This window comes from Asanoa hainanensis, assembly GCF_900188485.1.
GTDB classification, from domain to species: domain Bacteria; phylum Actinomycetota; class Actinomycetes; order Mycobacteriales; family Micromonosporaceae; genus Asanoa; species Asanoa hainanensis.
In genome coordinates this window covers 156,950-172,972 of the sequence record NZ_FZPH01000003.1, presented here as the reverse complement: position 1 = coordinate 172,972, position 16,023 = coordinate 156,950, and the positions used below count along the sequence as shown (strand labels likewise).

Here is a 16,023-nt window from a genome sequence, read left to right as displayed (position 1 = left end):
CTGGGCAGCCCCGGCCTATCGAGGGAAGGAATCCATTGAGCGACACCACCGACGTGACGTCGGATGTCTCCAACGTCGCTGACGACGCCACGACCACCGGCACCCGACGCCGGCGGGGCAGCGGGCTGTCCGCGATGCTCCTGCCGGAGCTGCAGAGCCTGGCCGCGTCCCTCGGCATCTCCGGCACCGCCCGGATGCGCAAGGGCGAGCTGATCACCGCGATCTCCGAGCGCCAGAACGGTGCCGCGGCCGGCAGCACGCCGCGACCGCGGGCCGAGTCCGAGGCCAAGGCGCCGGAGACGGCTCCGGCTCCCTCGGGCGCTCCGGCCGGCACCGCGTCTGCACCGGCTACGGCGGGTGTGGCCGCCGCACCGGCCGCCGCGGGCATTGCCGTCGCGACCATCGAGGCGCCTGCCGCCACCGTGGCCGCCGAGGGCGGCCAGCGGTCCCGGCGCACCCGGGCCACGGCGTCCGCCTCGACCTCGGCCCCGGCCGAGCCCAAGGTCGACGGCGACGACGACTCGCGGGGCGACCGTGACTCGCGGGGCGAGCGCGACACCCGTGACCGCGGTGACCGCCACGAGCGGGGCGAGCGCACCGACGAGCGATCCAGCCGCAACGACCGTGGTGACCGTGGCGGCGACCGCGGTGACCGCAACGACCGCAGCGAGCGCAACGACCGCGGCCAGCGTGACGGTCGCCGGGGCGATGGCCACGGTGACGGCCGCCAGCGTGACAACCAGCCCGCTGGCCAGCGCGACGGCGGTCGTGATCTCGACGGCGACGACGACGACGAGAGCGGCGGCCGGCGGAGCCGGCGCAGCCGGTTCCGTGACCGGCGGCGTGGTCGTGGCGAGCGTGGCGAGGGCGACGACCGCTCGGGTGCCCGCGAGGGCGGCGGCCGTGAGGGCCGTGACCCGCAGGTCAGCGACGACGACGTGCTCGTGCCCGTCGCCGGCATCGTCGACGTGCTCGACAACTACGCGTTCGTCCGCACCACGGGCTACCTGTCCGGCCCCAACGACGTCTACGTCTCCATGTCCCAGGTCAAGAAATACGGCCTGCGGCGCGGCGACGCCGTCACCGGTGCCGTCCGCCAGGCCCGCGAGGGCGAGCAGCGGCGCGACAAGTACAACCCGCTGGTCCGGCTCGACACGGTCAACGGCATGGACCCGGAGGAGGCCAAGCGCCGTCCCGAGTTCTACAAGCTGACCCCGCTCTACCCGCAGGAGCGCCTGCGGCTGGAGACCGAGCCGCACATCCTGACCACCCGGGTCATCGACCTCATCATGCCGATCGGCAAGGGGCAGCGCGCACTGATCGTGTCGCCTCCCAAGGCCGGCAAGACGATGATCCAGCAGGCGGTCGCCAACGCGATCACCCGCAACCACCCTGAGGTGCACCTCATGGTCGTGCTCATCGACGAGCGCCCCGAAGAGGTCACCGACATGCAGCGCTCGGTCAAGGGCGAGGTCATCTCGTCCACGTTCGACCGTCCGCCGCAAGACCACACCACGGTCGCCGAGCTCGCCATCGAGCGGGCCAAGCGGCTGGTCGAGCTCGGCCATGACGTGGTCGTGCTGCTCGACTCGATCACCCGTCTCGGCCGCGCCTACAACCTGGCGGCCCCGGCGAGCGGCCGGATCCTCTCCGGCGGCATCGACTCGACGGCGCTGTACCCGCCGAAACGCTTCCTCGGCGCGGCCCGCAACATCGAGAACGGCGGGTCGCTGACCATCATCGCCAACGCGCTGGTGGAGACCGGTTCCATGATGGACACGGTCATCTTCGAGGAGTTCAAGGGCACCGGCAACGCCGAGCTCAAGCTGGACCGGAAGATCGCCGACAAGCGGGTGTTCCCCGCCATCGACATCCACCCGTCCAGCACGCGTAAGGAAGAGATCCTGCTCGCGCCGGAGGAGCTGGCGATCACGCACAAGCTCCGCAAGGTGCTGCACTCGCTCGAGTCGCAGGCCGCGCTGGATCTCCTGCTCGACCGGCTCAAGCAGAGCCGCACCAACATCGAGTTCCTGCGCCAGATCGCCAAGTCGACACCGGGAGAGTGACCCCGGCCCGTCCGCGATACGGAAACCGGCCCTACCTGCGCAGGTAGGGCCGGTTTCACGTTTTTGCCACGCGTTGGTGTCTCGCGCACGGACCAATTGGTCGCACAAAGTGTCCGATCCACGCATGACCCCAGGTGAAACTCTGCTCACACTGCGCACCGGGAGCTGCCCCCCGACTGCGGCGGCACCACCGTGCGCGTGTGCTTGTGAATACGTCATCAATCTGGGAGGCGCGATGACGACACCTGGGTACCGTGACGTGCCCCCGGAGTCCTGGGATCCCGACGCCCCGGTCGACCTCGCCGAGGCCGAAGACTTTCTGCGGATGTGCTACGCCGAGAACAGCAAGCTCGGCTCGGCGGAGCCCCGGCTCGCGGTGGTGCGGGCCCAGATCGCGGCGACCGGCACCTACGTGCACACGCCGGACGAGCTCGCCTACGGCGCGCGGGTCGCATGGCGCAACTCCAGCCGGTGCATCGGCCGGCTCTACTGGCGCAGCCTGGTGGTCCTCGACCGGCGCCGGGCGCGTACCCCCGAGGAGATCTTCGCCCTGATCGTGCGGCACCTGTGCATGGCCGGCGGCACCGCGGCGGCCAACCGCGAGCCGGGCGCCATCCGTCCGGTGATCTCGATCTTCCCGCAGGCCCAGCCGGGCCGTCCGTACGCCCGGATCTGGAACGAACAGCTCATCCGCTACGCCGGCTACCGCGACGTCAACGGTGGCGTGACCGGCGACCCGCGGGTGGTCCGCTTCACCGAGTCGATGCGCGACCTGGGCTGGCGCGGCAAGGGCGACGCCTTCGACGTGCTCCCGGTCGCGATCGAGACCCCGGCGCACGGGGTACGGCTGTTCGAGCTCCCCGAGCGCGCGGTGCTGGAGGTGCCGCTGGCCCACCCGGAGTTCGGCTGGTTCGCGGAGCTCGGCCTGCGCTGGCACGCGGTCCCGGCGATCTCCAACATGCGGCTGACCATCGGCGGCGTGCACTATCCCCTGGCGCCGTTCAACGGCTGGTACATGGGCACGGAGATCGGCGCCCGCAACCTGGCCGACCCGGAGCGCTACAACATGGTGCCGGTGGTGGCCCGCCTGATGGGCCTCGACACCTCGAAGCCCGGCACCCTCTGGCGCGACCGGGCCCTGGTAGAGCTCAACCGCGCGGTCCTCTGGTCCTTCGAGCGCGCCGGCGTGAAGATCACCGACCACCACACCGAGTCGGACCGCTTCATGGCCCACATCCGCAACGAGACCAGAGCGGGCCGCGAGGTGCCGGCCGACTGGAGCTGGATCGTGCCACCGCTGTCCGGGGGAGCGACCCAGGTCTTCCACCACTACTACCACGAGGCCGACGAACGCCCGAACTTCTACCTCGACCCGGAAGCCCGCGCCCTAGCCACCCACGGCCACCGCGCCCACGCGCCAACCGAGGACCCCACCCCACCAACCCAGACCCGCCGGGAGACGACACCGCGCCCGACGGCTGCGGACGGTTCAGAAACGCGCGTCGCCGAGCCGACCCCACCGCAGCGCATCCCCGCTCAGCCCGTCCCACCGGCGGCCCCATCGCGCGTGGCCCCGTCCCCGACCCTCCGCCCGGCCTGCCCGGTCCGGCACTAGGCCCAACCGGGCGCGGACCTGGCAAGCGGAGCGCAGCGGAGCGGTCCCTCGCGGGAGGAACGGCCCGCACCACCGCGAACCCGAGTCATGATCTAGAACTTGATCTGTCAGAAATCGCCTTCGGCGACCTGGAAGACCGTCAACCCCAGGTCGCGCCACATCTTCACGACGTGTTGTCTGTCGTCGAAGACGCCCACCACTCGGTAGGCGGTGGCTATCGCGCTCTGGAAGATGTCGCGTTTGACGAGCGCGTCGCGGCGGGTGTCGCCGTACGCGCGCATGTGCAGGGCCAGGTACGGGACGCCCACGTGGGCCGCCAGCCAGTGCTCCGTGTCGGCGCGGGCGCTTTCCTCCCGGCCTGTGCAGTAGATCACTCCGTAGCCGGCCGCGTGCATCGCCCGGACCGCCGCGATCACCGCGTGGTTGGGCTCGTCGTCGGCCACCAGGTGCAGGTCCAGGTGGTGGCGGTCGCCGAGCAGGGCCACCGTGCCGTCGATGTCGACCAGGACGATCTCGGGGGCGCCGGCGGGCGGCTCGTAGCGGTCCGTCGGCGGTGCCGTCGCCACGGTCGGCACGGGCAGCGGCAGGGTGCGGCCGGCCAGGTAGCGCTGGTGCATCGACCGGATCGCCGCCTCGCCGACCCGCTCGTCCTTGGGGCGGGTGGCGTCGCGGCGGACGCATTCGTCGACCGGCACGTCGGTGAAGTCGCGCACCTCGAAGGCCGCGCCGTGCCGGGCGGCCAGGCCCGCCCAGTCGCGGGCGAGCCGGGGGATCAGGTTGGTGTCGTCGACGCAGACGTCGATCCCAGCACCCAGCAAGCTGTCGACCAGCGTGTACGAGGCGATCGAGACCTGGCGCTCCGTGCGGTCGGTGAGCAGCGGCTCGCCGTGCAGCATCCGGCGTAGGTCGTCTCTGTTGACCCGGACGACCCAGGGCTGGAGGCTCCGCGCGTACGTGGTCTTGCCGGACGCGGGCAGGCCGCGGGTGATGATCAACCGGGGTGCGCGGTGCGGCATGGCATCAATCATGGCCCACAGGAATCATGGCCCATGGGAATGCGCACCCTGGGGGTCGCGTTACACGGGTCGGACCAGTGCATGGCAGACTGGTCAATCGGCCAAGGTTCCGGTTCCCGTTCCCGTCCCAGGGGCGACCCGGCGACCATCGATTGAGAGGACCGAGGCGTGAAGCCTGACATCCACCCGCAGTACGTGACCACCGAGGTCACCTGTTCCTGCGGCAACACCTTCAGCACCCGCAGCACGGCGAAGAGCGGTCAGATCCACGTCGAGACCTGCAGCGCCTGCCACCCGTTCTACACCGGCAAGCAGCGCGTTCTCGACACCGCCGGCCGCGTGGCCAAGTTCCAGCAGAAGTACGCCAAGGTCCAGGCCAAGAAGAAGTAGCGACGCCGACGGCGCCCCCTCGCGGAATCTGCGAGGCGGGCGCCGTCGTCTGTTCGCCGCCGCTAAGGACCAGAGGAGCGAAAGATGAGCGTGGATCGACTCGCGGGGTTGCTCGACGAGTACGGGGAGCTGGAGAAGCGGCTCGCCGACCCGGCGATCCACGCCGACCAGAACACGGCCCGGCGGGTCGGCCGCCGGTTCGCCGAGCTGGCTCCCATCCGCAAGGCCAACGACGAGCTCGAGCAGGCCCGAGCCGACCTGGCCGCCGCCCGCGAGCTCGCCGCGGAGGACCCGTCGTTCGGCGGCGAGGTGGACGCGATCGCGGCCACCCTGCCGGCGCTGGAGGAGCGGCTCGCGGAGCTGCTCATGCCGCGCGACCCGCACGACGCCAAGGACGTGATCGTCGAGATCAAGGCCGGCGAGGGCGGTGAGGAGTCGGCCCTGTTCGCCGGCGACCTGCTGCGGATGTACTCCCGCTACGCCGAGCGCCACGGCTGGGTCACCGAGGTGATCGACGCGCAGGACTCCGACCTGGGTGGCGTCAAGGACGTCTCGCTGGCGGTCAAGACCAAGGGCGTGCCCGAGGGCGGCAACGGCGTCTGGTCGCGGCTCAAGTGGGAGGGCGGCGTCCACCGGGTGCAGCGGGTGCCGGTCACCGAGTCGCAGGGTCGGATCCACACCTCGGCGGCCGGCGTGCTGGTGCTGCCCGAGGCCGAGGACGTCGACGTGAACATCGAGCCCGGCGACATCCGGGTCGACGTGTTCCGCTCGTCCGGTCCGGGCGGGCAGTCGGTCAACACCACGGATTCGGCGGTACGCATCACCCACCTGCCCACCGGCATCGTGGTGAGCTGCCAGAACGAGAAGAGCCAGCTCCAGAACCGCGAGCAGGCGATGCGGATCCTGCGTGCCCGGCTGCTGGCCGCGGCCCAGGAAGAGGCCAACGCGGCCGCGTCCGACGCCCGCAAGGCGCAGGTGCGCACCGTCGACCGCTCCGAGCGGATCCGCACCTACAACTTCCCGCAGAACCGGATCAGCGACCACCGGATCGGCTACACGGCGTACAACCTCGACCTGGTGCTGGCCGGCGACCTCGACGGCGTGCTGGACGCGCTGACCGAGGCCGACCGGGCCGCCCGGCTCGCGGGGGAGACCGAGCTATCCCGGCAGTGACCGGGCGAGCCGGTCGACGCGGCGCAGCGCCGCCGGGATGCGGTGTGCGCCGGCCAGGCCACTGACCAGCGCGGCGGCCTCCTCGACCGGCAGGCCGGCCGCGGTCACGTAGAGCGGCCGGTCACCGCTGCCCCGCACCACCGGCACGGCGTGCGTCGCCGCCCGGAACGCGGTCTTCGCGACACCCACCACGGGCCTGTTCGTCTCTTCGTGGACTCGGGCTCCGAGCCCGGGGCGCCCGTCCGGGTCCAGGTCGACGTAGCCGTCCACCAGCAGCACGTCGACCGGCTCCGTCGTGGCCAGCACCGCACGGATCGCCGGCAGTTCGCGTTCGAAGAAGAATCCCGGCCGGTACGCGGGCACGGCGTCGATGTCGGCCACCCGCTCCTCCACGAGCGTGGCGAAGCGCGGGTCCGTGGCGACGACCAGCGCGGCCCGGGCGCCGCCCTCGTCCGGATAGTGCGCGTCGACCGCGCCGTAGCGGGTCACCGGGCGGTGCGGTGCGAGGCGGCCATGCCGTGAAGTCTGCGTTGACGCCCTGGCATCGGCAACGCTGAGGTGACGCTCGATTCTGCGAACTTTTGTCCGTTATGTGGTTAATGTGGCTCGGGTGAAGGGGTTTCGGCTCGCTGGGGCCGCCGGCGTCCTGCCGCTCGGGCTGCTGCTCGTGCTGCCGGGGCTCGCGGTGGCAACCCCGACCCCGACCCCGAACGCGACACCGTCACCGACCGCGAGCCCCGCTGTCCTGCGCAAGCTGCCGCCGCCCCGGCCGATCCCGACCACCGTGGACGTCGCCGTGACCGGAAAGGTCGCGCCGGTCGTGGTCCGGCCCGGTCAGGACGCCACGTTGACCTTCACCGCCCGCAACGAGGGTGTCCTGCCGGCCGGCGACGTGCGCGTGGCGGTGCCGCTGCCGGCCCAGGTGACGGTGACCAGGCCGGTCGCCAGCCAGGGCACGTTCGACGGTCTGCTGTGGAGCATCGGGTCGCTGCCGGTGCGCAAGGCCGCGACGCTGACGCTGCTGGTGCGCGGCAGCACGCCCGCGACGGTCACCGCCACGGCGGCCCTGGTCGGCTCGACGCCCCGGGACGGTGACGCGCACGACGACCTGGCCACCGCCGCGCTGCGGGTCGCCGCGCCGGCCGGGACCCGCGTGCCCCGCGCCGACCTGGTGCTCAGCGCGCGGGTCGCGCCCGAGCTGGCCGGCCCGGGCGACCCGGTGACCTACGCGGTCACGATCGCCAACAAGGGGCCCGACGCGGCGCCCGCGGTGGAGGTGGCCGATCCGGTACTCACCGGCACCTTCCTCGCGTCGTCCGCGTCCGCCGGCCAGGTGGTCGGGATGCCGGTGCGGACCGGTGGGCCGGCCAGCGCGGCCCGCTGGCGGGTCGGCACGTTGGCGCCCGGTGCCAGCGCCACGTGGGCGGTCCGGACACTGGCGACGGTGGCACCCGTGGGCGATGCGGCCGTGCTGGTCACCCAGAGCGGCGCCGACGACCCGGTCGGCGGTGACACCGTCGCCCGGGCGGCGCCGAAGGTGACCGCCGCGGACCTGGCGCTGACGCGCGACGTCAGCAACCGGACCCCGAGCTTCGGGCAGGAGATCACGGTTACCGTGACCGCCAGCAACGCCGGGCCGGACCTGGCCCGCGGGGTGGTCGTCAGCGACCCGTTCGGCGCCGAGCTCGAGTTCGTGTCGGCGTCGATGGACGCGGGCGACTACGACGACGGACGGTGGACGGTCGGCGACCTGGCGGTCGGTGCCGTGGCGACGTTGACCTTGCGGGCCCGGGTGGCGGTGGCCGGGCGGATCAGCGGTCGGGCGACCGTGGAGGGTGAGCCGGACGACCCGGACAGCGCCAACAACGCCGTCGAGACCGTCCTGGAGGCCGGCAGCGGGGCGGCACCGCACCTGCCGGCCTTCCGGACCGGCTTCCCGCTGCCGTACACCGAGATCCGGTTCTCCACGATGGAGGCAGCGGTGGTCGGAGGCCTGATGATGATGTTGGGCCTGGTCCTCTTGCTACACCTGCGCCGCGCCTAAGAAGCGGCACGCGGGCGGCGTTTGGCCCGCAGCATCTCCCGGTCCGCGATCTCGAACGCCTGGCCAAGGGCGTCGCGCAGCGCCGGGCCGGAGCCGTTGACCTCGGCGAACCCGACGCTGACGCCGACCGGGGTGCCCGGGACCAGCGCGTGCCAGTCCTCGGCGCCCACCGCGACCGCGATCCGGCGGGCCACCTCGGTCGCCTCCGCCATGCCGGCGCCCGGCAGCACCACCACGAACTCGTCGCCGCCGTAGCGGGCCACGAAGTCGCCGCGCCGCATCACCCGGTGGATCACCCCGGCGATCCGTTGCAGCACCAGGTCGCCGGAGTGGTGACCGTGCTCGGTGTTGACCGCCTTGAAGCCGTCGAGGTCGCAGACGCCGATCACGGCCCGCTCGCCCCGGGCGACCATGGCCGCCACGTAGCGCTCGAGCTGGCGGCGGTTGGGCAGGCCGGTCAGCGGGTCGGTGAGCGCCTCTCCCGCATATTGCGCGGCGGTGCGCCGCAGCTCCTCGCGCTCGATCTGCGCCGCGATGCCGTCGACGTAGACGGTCTGCAGCCGGTCGCTGCGCTGGGCGGCCAGCCGGAACGCGTGCCGGTCGGCGCGGTGCGCGGCGGCGTGGTCGCCGGCCCGCGCGAAGGTCAGGCTGCGCAGCCGCTCGGGCTCGGCCGCGCCGAGGGTCTGCGGGGAGATGGTGATCGTGCCCAGCCGGGCCAGCGCCTCGATCGGCCGGCCGGCGCCGATCGCCACGCAGACGTCGCCGAGTTGGCGCAGGTCGCGGGCGCGGGCACCGTCGCCGCCGGCGGCCAGCAGGGCGAGCACGTCGACCCGGTCGTCGACCTCCTCGCCCAGGGCGCTCCGGCGGGCCGCCGCGTAGCCGTAAGCGGTCACCGTGGACGGTCGCAACCGGACACCGCCGTCGGCGTCGAGGAACCGGCACAGGTCGACGCCGATGTCGCGGAGCACCCGCAGGCAGCCGTCGGAGTCGCCGGAATGGTCGAGGGCGACCGCGTTGCGCAGCCGGATGCCGGGCGCCGCGAACAGCTCCTCGGGGAGCCCGGCGGCCGTGCCGAGCTGTCGGGCCCGCTCGATCGCGCCCAGCGCGTAGCCGTGGAAGCTCAGGTAGGAGTAGGCCATCGCCAGGTCGTGCCAGCCCCAGGCGGTGTCGCCGTCCGGGTCCTGCACGCGGCCCAGGTAGCTGGCGCTCTGCACGAAGTGGGTGACGCAGCGGTCGAGCGCGCCCTGGTGGTGCGCGGCGAGCGCGGCGAGGGCGTGGGCATGGCCGAGGATGTACGGGTCGCCGACCTCGCGGGCGCACTCCAGCGCCTGGTCGACCGCGGCCGCGTACTCGGCGGTGCGGCCGAGGTTGAGCACCGCGGACAGCCGCTGGACCAGCGCGTCCGCGCGGGCGGCCGGCTCCTTGGTGGTCTCGAGCACCTGGTCGAGCACCAGGCAGGCGTCGGCCGACTTGCTGCGCATCATCAGTGCGCGCGCCTGCCGCAGCGCGTCAACCTGGTCGGGGACCCGGTCGAGCCAACCCACCGAGTGACCCCCTTCCGCAACCTTCGTGGTGTCGAGCGTCAATGATTATCGCGTGACGGGCCGCAGACAACAGCCGACCGAAGGGACGACCATCCGCGTCGCACCAATGATCGCCGATGCCGCCGGAAGATTGGTATCCGCGGGGGTCGAATCCCCGCGAAACGACGCTGAACTGTTGGCGGCCTTCGTTCTCGGCGTGTCGCGCGGTCGACTGCCGCTGGTCGACACCTTCACCGCCGAGCAGGCCGACGCGTACCGCCGGCTGGTCCGACGCCGGGTCGACCGCGAACCGCTGCAATATCTGACGGGTACGGCGGCCTTCCGCTATCTCGAGCTCGCCGTCGGCCCGGGCGCCTTCGTGCCCCGGCCGGAGACCGAGCTCCTCGCCGGCTGGGGCATCGACCTGGCCCGCGACCTGCCCGCCCCGGTGGTGGTCGACCTGTGTGCCGGGCCCGGCCCGATCGCGTTGTCGGTCGCGACCGAGCTTCCGACCTCGACCGTGTACGCCGTGGAGAAGTCGCCGGCCGCCCTCGACTGGCTGCGGCGGAACGCGGCCGACCTCGCGCCGGGCACCCACGTGGTCCCGGGCGACGTGGCCGACCCGGAGCTGCTCGGCGACCTGCGCGGCCGGGTGGACGTGCTGCTCAGCAACCCGCCCTACGTGCCGGCGGACACGCCCGTCCCACCGGAGGTCGACCGCTACGACCCGGCGACCGCCGTGTTCGGCGGCCAGGACGGTCTCGACGTGGTCCGCCCCGTGATCGCCCGGGCGGCCGAGCTGCTCCGGCCCGGCGGGGCCCTGGGGATCGAGCACGACGAGGAGCACGCGGAGGCGCTACCGGAGCTACTGCGCGCTGACGGCCGGTTTGACCGGATCGAGGGGCATGCGGATCTCACTGGCCGTCCTCGATTCACCACTGCCCGGCTGAGACCGGACGCGTCCTCGTGGCAGACTGGCTCATCGTGATGCTCTATGACTGCCGGCAGATCGCCGACCGCGACAAGGGGATCGCCGCGGCGATCGAGGCGGTCAAGTCCGGTGAGCTGGTGGTGCTGCCGACCGACACGGTCTACGGGCTCGGCGCCGACGCCTTCACCCCACACGCCGTGTCCCAGCTGCAGACCACCAAGGGCCGGGACCGCAGCATGGCCCCGCCGGTGTTCGTCGGCTCCCGCCACACCCTCGACGGCCTGGTCTTCTCGCTGCCGCAGGCGGCGCGCGACCTGGTCGAGGCGTTCTGGCCCGGCCCGCTGACGATCATCATCGAGCACTCGCCGACCCTCCAGTGGGACCTGGGCGAGACCGGCGGCCAGATCGCGGTGCGGATGCCGCTGCACCCGGTGGCCCTGGAGGTGCTGCGCGAGACCGGCCCGATGGCGGTGCTCGCCGCCAACAAGGCCGGCCTGCCCGCGCCGACCACGGCCGAGGAGGCCCGCGAGCAGCTCGACTACGCCGTCCGGGTGTACCTCGAGGCCGGACCCAGCGCCGACCCCGTGCCGAGCGCGATGGTCGACGTGACCGGCGACGTGCCCCGGCTGCTGCGGGCCGGCGGCATCCCGATCGAGAAGCTGCAAGACGTGGTGCCCGGCCTGGCCGGTCCGGGGATGTGACCGTGCCGCCGTTCACCGTCCTGCACATCTGCATGGGCAACATCTGCCGGTCGCCGATGGCCGAGCGGTTGCTCGCGCTCGCCGTCCAGCAGCGGCTGTCCCGGGTGCCGGCGGGCACGGCGACCACCGTCGCCGACGGGCTGGTGCTCAGCCACAGCGCCGGCACCGGCGGTTGGCACGACGGCGAGGAGATGAACCCGCCGGCCGCCCGCCAGGTGCGCGCCCGCGGCGGTGACCCGACCGGCTTCGCCGCCCGCAAGCTGCTCTCCGAGCACATCGACGCGGCCGACCTGGTGCTGACCGCGACCGCCGACCAGCAGGAGTACGTGGTCGCCCTGCGCGCCGACGCCGCGGGCCGCACGTTCGTGCTGGGCGAGTTCGGCCGCCTCCTGCCCGCCGTCGACCCGGCCGCGCTGCCGGACGGCGGGCTGACCCCCGACGGCGTCTACGCCCGCGGCGTGGCGCTGGTCGAGGCGGTCGACGCCGCCCGCCGGGGTGCCTCCGCACTGCCCGCCGACGACCTCGACGACCCGTGGGGGCGCGGCGACCAGACGTTCAGCCGGGTGGCCGACGAGATCGAAGAGACCATCGTCCCGCTCGCCCGCCTGCTCATTCCGTCCTGAGGGGACCGACATGGTCAACGCCCGTTGGCTGGCACCGGCCTCGCCGTCCGGCCTGCTGCGGCTCGGCGACGCCGAGGACGTCGCGGCCGTGCTCCGCGGTGGCGGACTGGCCGTGCTGCCCACCGAGACCGGCTACATGCTGGCCGCCGCCGCGACGATCGAGTCGGCCGTGCTCCAGGTCTTCAAGGCCAAGCAGCGCGACCTGGCCCACCCGATGCACATCGCCTGTGCCTCACTCGAGATGGCGGCGCACTTCGCGGTGCTCACGCCCGAGGCCCGCAAGGTGATCGGCGCGTTCACGCCCGGGCCGCTGACGGTGGTCGTCCCGCAGACCAGCGAGCTTCCCGACCGGCTCGTGACCCACGAGGGCACGGTCGGCATCCGCGTGCCGGACCACCCGGCCACCCTTCAGGTGATCGCCGCGGCCGGGGTGCCGGTCACCGCGACGAGCCTCAACCCGTCCGGGGCGGAGTCCCGGCCGGTCGACGCCGACGTGCTCGCCGAGCTCGAATGGTCGACCGCGCAGGAGGTGCCGGTCGTGGTCGACCACAGCTCGATCCGGCACACCCTCGCCTCGACGCTCGTGACGCTCACCGGTCCGGACGGTCCGCGGGTCCTCCGGGAAGGCCCGGTCTCGGCGGCGCAGGTACGGGAGATCCTGGGTCACTAGGGTTCTCGGCGCCCCGGGCGATGTTGCGGGCCATCCCGCCGAAGATCATCGCGTGGAACGGCGAGACCGCCGCCCAGTACGCGTGCCCGGCCAGCCCGTGCGGCAGGAACACGGCCCGCTGCCGGTAGCGTGAGCCGCCGCTCGGCGGGTCCGGCTCGGACCGCAGCTCCAGCCAGGCCCGGCCCGGCAGCTTCATCTCGGCGCGCAGCCGGAGCAGCTCACCCGGCACGATCTCCTCAACCCGCCAGAAGTCGAGCGCGTCGCCGACCTGGAGCCGGTTCGGGTCGCGCCGGCCGCGACGCAGGCCCACCCCGCCGAACAGCCGGTCCAGCCAACCCCGCACCTCCCAGGCCAGCGGGAACGAGTACCAGCCGTTGTCGCCGCCGACCCCTTCGATCACCCGCCACAGCATCGCCGGGTCGGCCGCGACGGCTCGCTCCCGCACGTCGGTGTAGACGCTGCCGCCGGACCAGCGCGGGTCGGTGGGCAGCGGGTCGGCCGGCGATCCGGCGCCCGACCAGCGGGTCTCGACGTCGAAGTCGCGCACCTTGGCCAGCGCCAACCGGACCGCGCGGTCGAAGCCGATCAGGCCGTCGGGCGGGTCCGGCACGTACTCGGCGATGTCGTGCTCGTGCGCGATCGCCTCGTGGATCAGGCTCTCCACCAGCGGCCGGGCGATCGCGTTGGGCACCGGGGTGACGAGCCCGACCCAGTGCGAGGAGAGTCCCGGGGTCAGCGGCCGCACCGGCACGATGACGCGCCGGGGCAGTCCGGCCACGGCGGCGTACCGCTGCATCATCTCGGCGAAGGTCAGCACGTCCGGGCCCGCGATGTCGAAGCCCCGGTTGACCTCGGCCGGCAGCGTGGCGGTGCCGATCAGGTAGCGCAGCACGTCTCGCACCGCGATCGGCTGGATCCGGTTGCGGACCCAGCGTGGGGTGACCATGGCCGGCAGCCGCTCGGCGAGGTAGCGGAGCATCTCGAACGACGCCGAGCCCGAGCCGAGGATGACGGGCGCGCGCAGCACCGCGGTCGGGGTGCCGCTGTCGAGCAGGATGCGGGCGACCTCGGCCCGGGACCGCAGGTGGGCCGAGCTCGTGCCGTCGGCGGGCGGCTCGGGACCACCGAGGTAGACGATCCGCCGGACCCCGGCGTCGCGCGCGGCCCGGGCGAAGGCCTGCGCGTTGGCCCGGTCGAGCGCCTCGAAGTCGGGCCGGCCGAGCGAGTGGACCAGGTAGTAGGCGACGTCGACGCCGGCGAACGCGGCGGGCAGCGAGGCGGGGTCGCCCAGGTCGCCCTTGGCCACCTCGACCCGGCCGGCCCAGGGCACGTCGCGCAGCTTCTCCGGCGAGCGGCTCAGGCAGCGGACCTCGTGGCCGGCGTCCAGCAGGCGGGGGACCAGCCGGCCACCGATGTAGCCGGTCGCGCCCGTGACTAGGCATTGCACGCTTCCCACTATGCGGGTCGATGCGGCCGTTCGCTTGGTATCCGGATCGTCACCCAGAGTTCGTCGCAAGTTTTCCGGACCCGCCGAAATTGTCCGGCTCTTTCCGAATCAGCCACACGTTTCGGGCACCTGGCGGGACGCACGTAGACTCCGACGCGATGTCGACGACCTCTGCCCGTACCCCGGACGCGGCCGCAGCCGATGCGGACCGCAACTGGCGGCTGCGCCACCTGCCACCGATCCTGATCGCCGCCGCGGTGATGACCGTCGGCGCGGCCGTCCTGGGCGGCCTGCTCGCGGGCGGAGTCGGCGCGTACGCCGCGCCGCTCGGCGTGCTGCTGGCGACGGGCAGCTTCCTGGCCTCGACGCTGGCCATCGCGTGGGCGGACAAACTCGACACGAAGCTGGTCATGCCGTTCGGCATGGGTGTCTACGTGGCCAAGTTGAGCCTGCTCGGCGGCATCCTGCTGGTCGTCGCGACGACCGACTGGGCCGGCATCAAGCCGCTCTCCGCCGGGATTGTCGCCGGCGTGTTGGCGTGGACAGCGACCCAGATCTGGTGGATCGTGACCGTGCACGCGCCGAGATTTCGCCGTTAACGCGACCCCTGGGTGACCCCACATCGCGGGTCGGAGGAGTAGCGTGAGCGCAGAGGCGGAACCATCATCCCATTCCCCCCGCGCAGCCTGAGTGTGCGGGGGTCGAGTCTTCGCCTCCCTCTACCGGCTGATACGGTTCCCGCGTCATGGCCGGTGACCCACCCTCGCAACACTCCGACAAGGACCCCGACGCAACGCCGACGGGGGCCGACCTCGGCTGGACGGCGCTGTCCTACCTCATCGGTGGGATGTTGGTGTGGGGCTTCATCGGCTGGCTGATCGACCGTTCGGTGCATACCGGCGGCGTGATCACCGGCATTGGTGTGGTGATCGGCTGCGCTGGCGGTATCTACCTGGTCATCAAGCGGATCGGGGCCCCACCACCGGGGCCCGGAAGTTCATGAGGGAAGGGACGCGGTGATCGGACAGGCGGTCGCTCTCCAGAGCGACGTTCCGTTTCCACCTGAGGTAGGCGACTTCTACCTGCCCTCGATCGTGCCGTGGGGCGGGCTCGACTCGCTGTGGTTCACGAAGATCACGGCGCTGGTGTGGGTCAGCACCGCCCTCATCATCGTCTTCTTCCTGCTGGCCTACCGGAAGCCCAAGCTGGTTCCCGGCAAGGCGCAGTGGATCGCCGAGTCGACTTACGGCTTCGTGCGCAACAACATCGCGATCGAGATGCTCGGCGCGCGGGGCGTGCGGTTCGCGCCGTACCTCGCGACGCTCCTGCTCTTCATCGTCTTCAACAACCTGTGGAGCATCGTCCCGATCGCCCAGATCTCGCCGAACTCGCACATCGCGTTCCCGGCGTTCCTGGCGCTGATCAGCTACGTGCTCTTCAACTACGTCGGCATCAAGAAGTTCGGGTTCCGCAAGTACATGCGCAACTCGCTCATCCCGCCGGCGCCGTGGTTCGTACTGCCGATCCTGATCCCGATCGAGTTCTTCTCCACCTTCCTGGTGCGGCCGTTCTCACTCGCGGTCCGGTTGTTCGCCAACATGTTCGCCGGGCACATGCTGCTGCTCGTCTTCACCCTCGGCGGGTTCGCGATGCTCCAGGCGAACACCGCACTGGCGCCGATCTCGGTGCTCTCCTGGTTGATGACCATCGCGCTGACGCTGCTCGAGCTGCTGGTGATCTTCCTGCAGGCCTACGTCTTCACCGTGTTGACCGCGAGCTACATCCAGGGCGCGGTCTCGGAGGAGCACTGATCCCCGCCCCTCG

At 72.3% G+C, this 16,023-nt stretch carries 16 protein-coding genes; 12 read left to right on the top strand and 4 right to left on the bottom strand.

The features are described 5' to 3' along the window. Window positions 1-35 precede the first annotated feature (35 nt). On the top strand, window positions 36-2,066 hold the full coding sequence (gene rho, locus CHC05_RS08330; RefSeq protein ID WP_089246468.1) for a transcription termination factor Rho: 2,031 nt from the start codon (window positions 36-38) through the stop codon (window positions 2,064-2,066). A 235-nt stretch (window positions 2,067-2,301) separates the two neighbouring features. Next, the gene (locus CHC05_RS08325) at window positions 2,302-3,681 is read left to right on the top strand and encodes a nitric oxide synthase oxygenase (protein ID WP_089246466.1); all 1,380 of its coding nucleotides are present in this window, start codon (window positions 2,302-2,304) and stop codon (window positions 3,679-3,681) included. A gap of 107 nt (window positions 3,682-3,788) precedes the next feature. Here CHC05_RS08325 and CHC05_RS08320 read toward each other — a convergent pair whose 3' ends face one another. Further along, window positions 3,789-4,697 carry a phosphatase domain-containing protein gene (locus CHC05_RS08320; RefSeq protein ID WP_089246464.1) on the bottom strand — a complete coding sequence of 303 codons (909 nt, stop codon included), beginning with the start codon at window positions 4,695-4,697 and terminating at the stop codon, window positions 3,789-3,791. A gap of 168 nt (window positions 4,698-4,865) precedes the next feature. Here CHC05_RS08320 and rpmE point away from each other — a divergent pair, with 168 nt between their 5' ends. Further along, window positions 4,866-5,087 (top strand): 50S ribosomal protein L31, encoded by a 222-nt coding sequence (rpmE, locus tag CHC05_RS08315; protein WP_089246462.1) that lies wholly within the window; start codon window positions 4,866-4,868, stop codon window positions 5,085-5,087. An 84-nt stretch (window positions 5,088-5,171) separates the two neighbouring features. Beyond that, window positions 5,172-6,260: a peptide chain release factor 1 gene (prfA, locus tag CHC05_RS08310; RefSeq protein WP_089246460.1), complete on the top strand. Its 1,089-nt coding sequence runs from the start codon at window positions 5,172-5,174 to the stop codon at window positions 6,258-6,260. On the opposite strand, the gene CHC05_RS08305 is transcribed toward prfA, so the two are convergent. After that, complete coding sequence (locus tag CHC05_RS08305) at window positions 6,246-6,749, bottom strand: endonuclease V (RefSeq protein ID WP_089246458.1); 504 nt, start codon at window positions 6,747-6,749, stop codon at window positions 6,246-6,248. The genes prfA and CHC05_RS08305 overlap by 15 nt on opposite strands. Window positions 6,750-6,870: 121 nt before the next feature. On the opposite strand from CHC05_RS08305, the gene CHC05_RS08300 reads away from it, so the two are divergent. Continuing rightward, window positions 6,871-8,304 (top strand): DUF11 domain-containing protein, encoded by a 1,434-nt coding sequence (locus CHC05_RS08300; protein ID WP_144022521.1) that lies wholly within the window; start codon window positions 6,871-6,873, stop codon window positions 8,302-8,304. Here CHC05_RS08300 and CHC05_RS08295 read toward each other — a convergent pair. Continuing rightward, a complete protein-coding gene (locus tag CHC05_RS08295; protein WP_089246454.1) occupies window positions 8,301-9,848 on the bottom strand; it encodes a GGDEF domain-containing protein in 1,548 nt (515 codons plus the stop codon). The genes CHC05_RS08300 and CHC05_RS08295 overlap by 4 nt on opposite strands. Window positions 9,849-9,954: 106 nt before the next feature. Here CHC05_RS08295 and prmC point away from each other — a divergent pair, with 106 nt between their 5' ends. The 4 genes from prmC to CHC05_RS08275 are packed head-to-tail and all read left to right on the top strand — an operon-like array spanning window position 9,955 to window position 12,752. Beyond that, entirely contained in the window at window positions 9,955-10,815 is an 861-nt protein-coding gene (gene prmC, locus CHC05_RS08290) for a peptide chain release factor N(5)-glutamine methyltransferase (protein WP_089246452.1), read from the top strand. Further along, complete coding sequence (locus tag CHC05_RS08285) at window positions 10,815-11,459, top strand: L-threonylcarbamoyladenylate synthase (protein WP_089247451.1); 645 nt, start codon at window positions 10,815-10,817, stop codon at window positions 11,457-11,459. The genes prmC and CHC05_RS08285 overlap by 1 nt, the downstream gene beginning before the upstream one ends. Window positions 11,460-11,461: 2 nt before the next feature. Continuing rightward, complete coding sequence (locus CHC05_RS08280) at window positions 11,462-12,082, top strand: arsenate reductase/protein-tyrosine-phosphatase family protein (RefSeq protein WP_089247449.1); 621 nt, start codon at window positions 11,462-11,464, stop codon at window positions 12,080-12,082. 10 nt (window positions 12,083-12,092) lie between these two features. After that, window positions 12,093-12,752, top strand: a complete 660-nt coding sequence (locus CHC05_RS08275) for an L-threonylcarbamoyladenylate synthase (RefSeq protein WP_089246450.1) — start codon at window positions 12,093-12,095, stop codon at window positions 12,750-12,752. On the opposite strand, the gene CHC05_RS08270 is transcribed toward CHC05_RS08275, so the two are convergent. Further along, the gene (locus CHC05_RS08270; protein ID WP_089246448.1) at window positions 12,673-14,199 is read right to left on the bottom strand and encodes an SDR family oxidoreductase; all 1,527 of its coding nucleotides are present in this window, start codon (window positions 14,197-14,199) and stop codon (window positions 12,673-12,675) included. The genes CHC05_RS08275 and CHC05_RS08270 overlap by 80 nt on opposite strands. Before the next feature lie 158 nt (window positions 14,200-14,357). Between CHC05_RS08270 and CHC05_RS08265 the strand changes: the two genes are divergently transcribed. The 3 genes from CHC05_RS08265 to atpB all read left to right on the top strand — a co-directional run bounded on the left by CHC05_RS08265 (window position 14,358) and on the right by atpB (window position 16,010). Then, on the top strand, window positions 14,358-14,798 hold the full coding sequence (locus CHC05_RS08265; RefSeq protein ID WP_089246446.1) for a hypothetical protein: 441 nt from the start codon (window positions 14,358-14,360) through the stop codon (window positions 14,796-14,798). A 146-nt stretch (window positions 14,799-14,944) separates the two neighbouring features. Beyond that, the gene (locus CHC05_RS08260; RefSeq protein WP_089246444.1) at window positions 14,945-15,202 is read left to right on the top strand and encodes an AtpZ/AtpI family protein; all 258 of its coding nucleotides are present in this window, start codon (window positions 14,945-14,947) and stop codon (window positions 15,200-15,202) included. A gap of 13 nt (window positions 15,203-15,215) precedes the next feature. Then, window positions 15,216-16,010: a F0F1 ATP synthase subunit A gene (gene atpB, locus CHC05_RS08255; RefSeq protein ID WP_089246442.1), complete on the top strand. Its 795-nt coding sequence runs from the start codon at window positions 15,216-15,218 to the stop codon at window positions 16,008-16,010. Window positions 16,011-16,023 lie beyond the last annotated feature (13 nt).

What these genes read in the sequence shown, in the direction of transcription:
- CHC05_RS08325 (WP_089246466.1), top strand. Translation starts at nt 2,302, where the DNA reads ATGACGACACCTGGGTACCGTGACGTGCCCCCGGAGTCCTGGGATCCC.
- CHC05_RS08320 (WP_089246464.1), bottom strand. Translation starts at nt 4,697, where the DNA reads ATGCCGCACCGCGCACCCCGGTTGATCATCACCCGCGGCCTGCCCGCG.
- prfA (WP_089246460.1), top strand. Translation starts at nt 5,172, where the DNA reads ATGAGCGTGGATCGACTCGCGGGGTTGCTCGACGAGTACGGGGAGCTG.
- prmC (WP_089246452.1), top strand. Translation starts at nt 9,955, where the DNA reads ATGATCGCCGATGCCGCCGGAAGATTGGTATCCGCGGGGGTCGAATCC.
- CHC05_RS08285 (WP_089247451.1), top strand. Translation starts at nt 10,815, where the DNA reads ATGCTCTATGACTGCCGGCAGATCGCCGACCGCGACAAGGGGATCGCC.
- CHC05_RS08275 (WP_089246450.1), top strand. Translation starts at nt 12,093, where the DNA reads ATGGTCAACGCCCGTTGGCTGGCACCGGCCTCGCCGTCCGGCCTGCTG.
- CHC05_RS08265 (WP_089246446.1), top strand. Translation starts at nt 14,358, where the DNA reads ATGTCGACGACCTCTGCCCGTACCCCGGACGCGGCCGCAGCCGATGCG.
- CHC05_RS08260 (WP_089246444.1), top strand. Translation starts at nt 14,945, where the DNA reads ATGGCCGGTGACCCACCCTCGCAACACTCCGACAAGGACCCCGACGCA.